Source organism: Nguyenibacter vanlangensis (genome assembly GCF_013376155.1).
Lineage (GTDB): Bacteria > Pseudomonadota > Alphaproteobacteria > Acetobacterales > Acetobacteraceae > Gluconacetobacter > Gluconacetobacter vanlangensis.
Genome location: NZ_JABXXP010000211.1, coordinates 1 through 4,714, shown reverse-complemented (window position 1 = coordinate 4,714; position 4,714 = coordinate 1). Strand labels below are relative to the sequence as shown.

The window sequence follows — 4,714 nt, the reverse complement described above, 5'->3', positions numbered from 1 at the left end:
AGCGCGCTGCGCGACCAGGCCCGGATTGCCGTCACGCGCCTGCCCTATCACCAGCGTGGCATCGTCTGCGCGGTGACGCACGAGCGGCCGCACCACAACCGGGCGCTGGAACATTTCCTGCCGGCCGGGCCGTTCGCGCAGTTGCCGATGGCGCCCACGGCCGGGCATGCGAACCTGTCGGCCATCGTCTGGTCCGAGGACGAGGGGGTGGCGCAGCGCATGGCGGCGTTGCCCGACGCGGCCTTCGCCCATGAGATCCAGCGCCGGATGGGGGATTGGCTGGGCCGGGTCACGCCGGTCGGGCGGCGCTGGACCTATCCGCTGTCGGCCCAGTACGCCCAGCGTTATTTCGATACCCGCCTGGCGCTGGTCGGGGATTCGGCGCACGGCATCCATCCGATCGCCGGGCAGGGGCTGAACCTGGGATTCCGCGACGTCACCGCCCTGTCCGACCTGCTGATCGCGGCGCATGAGCGGGGCGAGGACCTGGGGGGCCCGCAGGTGCTGCGCCGTTATCAGGCGCGCTGCCGGCCGGCCAACATGCTGATGCTGGCGGCGACCGACATGCTGGAGCGGCTGTTCGGCAATGACAATCCGCTGCTGCGCGGCGCGCGGGATGTGGGGCTGGCGGCGGTGCACCGCATGCCCGCGCTGCGCCGGGCCTTCGTCCGCCATGCGATGGGGCTGTAGAGGCCGGCGTTTTTCGTTTGGGATCTTTTGGGATTTTTTCCGGGTGGGTGCCCTCTGGTCCGGGGCGGGGCGCTGTCCCATATCCTGCCTTTCTCTGCTGCGTCAGGTCCGTCATGCCCGATAGTTCGCCGATTTCGCTTGCCGATGCCCGCAAGAGCCGTTCCGCATCCGAGCCCACCCTGACGCAGATCGACCTGCGCCGGCTGTGGGACGACATCACGCAAGGATGCGAGGGCTGCGGCGATCCGCTGGTGCGGGGATTGCTGGCGACGGGCATTCGCAACCATGCCGGCTTCGCCAACGGGCTGGCCGCGCTGATCGGCCGCAAGCTGGGCGACCGGTCGGTGGCGGACGACGCGCTGGCCGAACTGGTCACGGACGTGTTCGACGCCGATCCCGAGATCGTGGCCGCCGCCGCCGCCGACCTGGTGGCGATTCGCGAGCGCGATCCGGCGACGGCGAATTACGCGACGCCGTTCCTGTTCTTCAAAGGCTATCACGCGGTGCAGAGCCACCGCGTGGCGCATTGGCTGTGGCATAACGACCGGCGCTATCTGGCGCTGCATCTGCAGAGCCGGGCGTCGGAACTGTTCGCGGTCGATATCCATCCGGCGGCGCGGCTCGGCCGGCGCATCCTGTTCGACCATGGCACCGGGATCGTGATCGGCGAGACCTCGGTGCTGGAGGACGATGTGTCGCTGCTGCAGGGCGTCACCCTGGGCGGCACGGGCAAGAATGTCGGCGACCGGCATCCCAAGGTGCGGCGCGGCGTGCTGATCGGCGCCGGGGCGAAGGTGCTGGGCAATATCGAGCTGGGCGAGGGCGCCAAGGTGGGCGCCGGGTCGATCGTGCTGGAATCGGTGCCGCCCTATACGACCGTGGTCGGTAATCCGGCGCGCCCGGTGGGCACGCGCCATTCCTCGCTGCCGGCCTTTACCATGGACCAGATGCTGCCGCCGATCGACTACATGATCTGAGGGGATGGGCGGATGCGGGGTCTGAGAGAGGATCCTGATCCGAACAGTGAGATGGAGCCATATCCGTGAAGGGGTGAACGGATAGGGCAATGGAGACGGTCGCTCAGTCGAAGCGCAGCGACATGCCCTGCTCCGCGATAATGAAATGCGCGCCTGTTCGGTCAGCGGCCTTCAGTTCGTTCTCGATCGTCACCTGAGCAGGCGGGGCGCCGGTCAAGGTATATTTGACGTGGCTGACCAGTACCGGCAATCCGGCAAGGACGGTCCCTCCGCCGCTTTGCGAGCGCAGGTCGGACAATGTCGCCGCAAGCCATCGTGGTGTCAGGTGACCGAAGAGAAGGTGGTCGGGACGCGCATTGTCCCATGAACATTCGATGATGATCCCCTTTAGGCGGTGTGCGCGCGCCAAAGGTGCCACGGCACGCCAAAGATCCTGCAGGCGCGTGCCGTGTTCCAGCGCATCGGGTCCGGTGTCGCCAAGATATACCATCGCGGCGCCGCCGCTTTCGATCAGGAACGCGGTGGATTCCACGCCGCCATGGCTGAGCGGAAAGGCGCGGACCTGCATGGCCGTGCCGTCCAGCGGCAGCCTTTGTCCCGGTACCAGGTCGCGATATCGATATGTTGCCAGGCGCGGCGGCGGACCGCGGTCACCCATGTTGGGCCAGACGCGCCAGTTGAATATGTCCCGGGCCAGGATGCGGTTGACGGACGGAAGCGCATAGATCGGCTTCGGCATGTCATCGGGCGATACGGCGACAAGGCCGGCGATGTGATCGAGGTGCGCGTGGCTGATCAAATAGCCCTTGATGATGTCGTGAAGCACGATGCCGGCTTCGCGCGGCGCGATTTGGGGGGGCCGGGTGAGATCGTGGAACGCGCCATGTCGAGACGCGGCTTCGAGACCCGCCACCACGGTTCCGGCATCGCAAAGAATGGCGCGCGCGTCCCCCGATGGCCGAACCAGATAGGCGCTGAGATTGCCGTCCTGGATGCCGCCCCGGGCGCCGAGCACGACGATATCGAACCCAGTGGCGCATGCGGGGCGCGTAATGCCCCAGAGAGTCATGGGAAGAATCGCGAGAAGAATCGCGTGAAGACGGGCTGTTCCGATGGCGAAGGATGCGAGACTATTCCGGATCTTCATGGTTCTGGAAAGGATTGGTTCGGGACGGGGGCATTCTGATATTTGCCCGTGACGGGATCGGGCGCAGGACGATCGAGAGCGTTTTCTTCCGGAGAAGAAGCAAAAGGATCCTTATCCATCAAGGGTTCTTTTCCCGGCGATGAGTCGTCATGCCCGTGGAATGAAAGTTTCTTGTCATTATTTCGAAAAAATAAGATAGAATTACAAAAATTTATCATACCGCCCCGTCGGGGGATTTCGGACACGGTGCCGGATGGTGGCGCGGAGGACGGGGCCGAAAAGGGAGGCAGCCGGCATGACGATCGCGTCACGGTTCGGAGGAAAGCGGTGCGTACGGTTCCGGGGCGTGTTGCCGCTGGGGGCGTGGCTGCTGGGCGGGACGCCGGCGTTGGGGGCGGCGCCGGTGCTGCTGGAGCATGCGACCCTGATCGACGGGACCGGCGCGGCGCCGGTGGCGGACAGTGCGATCCTGGTGCGGGACGGGCGTGTCGCTTCGGTGGGGCGGGACGGGACGTTTGCGGTGCCGGCCGGTGCGCGGCGGGTCGATCTGGCGGGGCTGACGGTTCTGCCGGGGCTGATTTCCGACCATAGCCATACCGGGCTGGTGAAGGGCACGCGCGACGACGCGGCCAATTACACGCGGGACAACATCCTGGCCCAGATGAGGCAGTATGCGCGCTATGGCGTGCTGGACGTGGTGTCGCTGGGGCTGAACACATCGCCCTTGTTCGACCGGCTGCGCGCGGAGCAGCATGCGGGGCGCAATCCGGGGGCCGACCTGTTCGGGGTCGATCAGGGGATCGGGGCGCCGGACGGGGTGCCGCCGCAGGGGATGTTCCATCTGGGGCCCGACCAGATCTATCGCCCGACCACGCCGGACGAGGCGCGCGCCGCCGTGGACCGGATGGCCGACGAGGGGACCGACCTGGTCAAGATCTGGGTGGATGATTTCCGCAACGGCGTGCCGGGGGCGAAGGGGTATCCCAAGATCGATCCGGCAATCTATTGCGCCGCGATCGACCAGGCCCACAAGCGCGGCCTGCGGGTGGCGGCGCATATCCACGACCTGGCCGATGCGAAGGCGCTGGTCGCGGCGGGGGCGGACATCATCGCCCATGGCGTGCGCGACCGGCCGGTCGATCCCGATTTCATCATGCTGATGGAGCAGAAAGGGGCGTGGTACATCGCCACCCTGGATCTGGACGAGGCCAATTACGTCTTCGCCCAGCATCCGGAATGGCTGGACGATCCGTTCCTGTCCGCCGGGCTGGACCCCGCCCTGCGCGCCCAGTTCGCCGATCCGGCGTGGCGGGCCAGGATCCTGGCCGCGCCGCTGACGGCGGCGTCGCGCAAGGCGTTGGCGATCAACCAGCGCAACCTGGCGACCCTGTACCGCGCGGGCATCCGCATCGGGTTCGGCACCGATTCCGGCGCGTCGGCCACGCGGATTCCGGGGTTCGCCGAACATCGGGAACTGAAGCTGACGGTGGCGGCGGGCCTGACGCCGCTGCAGGCCATTACGCTGGCCACCGGCCAGGCGGCGGCGCTGATGCGCTGGGACGACCGGGGGACGGTCCAGCCGGGGAAATGGGCCGATCTGCTTGTGGTGGCGGGCGATCCGGCGCGGGATATCGCCGCGGTCGACCGGATTGCGCAGGTCTGGCATCGCGGCGTGCGCACCGAGGGGGCGCTGGTCGCGCAATGAGGCGATTTCGCGTGAGGCGATTTCGCGTGAGGCGATTTCACGTGAGGCGATTTCACTGGGGCGCGATCTGATCTAAAGCCCCGAGGATGTGTGTATCGGGTGAAGCGGGAATGGGGGCATGAGGCCCGCCATCGTCATTGTCGGGGCCGGTCCGGCCGGGCTGGCGGCGGCCGAGCGGCTGGCGGAGGCCGGCTG

At 67.1% G+C, this 4,714-nt stretch carries 5 protein-coding genes; 4 read left to right on the top strand and 1 reads right to left on the bottom strand.

Features of this window, described 5'->3' with window-relative positions:
* Both HUK84_RS10860 and cysE read left to right on the top strand, forming a co-directional pair.
* A partial coding sequence (locus HUK84_RS10860; protein ID WP_176640315.1) for an FAD-dependent monooxygenase occupies positions 1 to 690 on the top strand: 690 nt, incomplete at its 5' end.
* Between the two features lie 113 nt (positions 691 to 803).
* Positions 804 to 1,667 (top strand): serine O-acetyltransferase, encoded by an 864-nt coding sequence (gene cysE, locus HUK84_RS10855; protein ID WP_176640314.1) that lies wholly within the window; start codon positions 804 to 806, stop codon positions 1,665 to 1,667.
* 103 nt (positions 1,668 to 1,770) lie between these two features.
* Here cysE and HUK84_RS10850 read toward each other — a convergent pair whose 3' ends face one another.
* Positions 1,771 to 2,736, bottom strand: a complete 966-nt coding sequence (locus HUK84_RS10850) for an MBL fold metallo-hydrolase (protein ID WP_176640313.1) — start codon at positions 2,734 to 2,736, stop codon at positions 1,771 to 1,773.
* A 373-nt stretch (positions 2,737 to 3,109) separates the two neighbouring features.
* On the opposite strand from HUK84_RS10850, the gene HUK84_RS10845 reads away from it, so the two are divergent.
* Positions 3,110 to 4,519, top strand: a complete 1,410-nt coding sequence (locus HUK84_RS10845; protein WP_176640312.1) for an amidohydrolase family protein — start codon at positions 3,110 to 3,112, stop codon at positions 4,517 to 4,519.
* Between the two features lie 118 nt (positions 4,520 to 4,637).
* A partial coding sequence (locus HUK84_RS23785) for an NAD(P)-binding protein (protein ID WP_374729315.1) occupies positions 4,638 to 4,714 on the top strand: 77 nt, incomplete at its 3' end.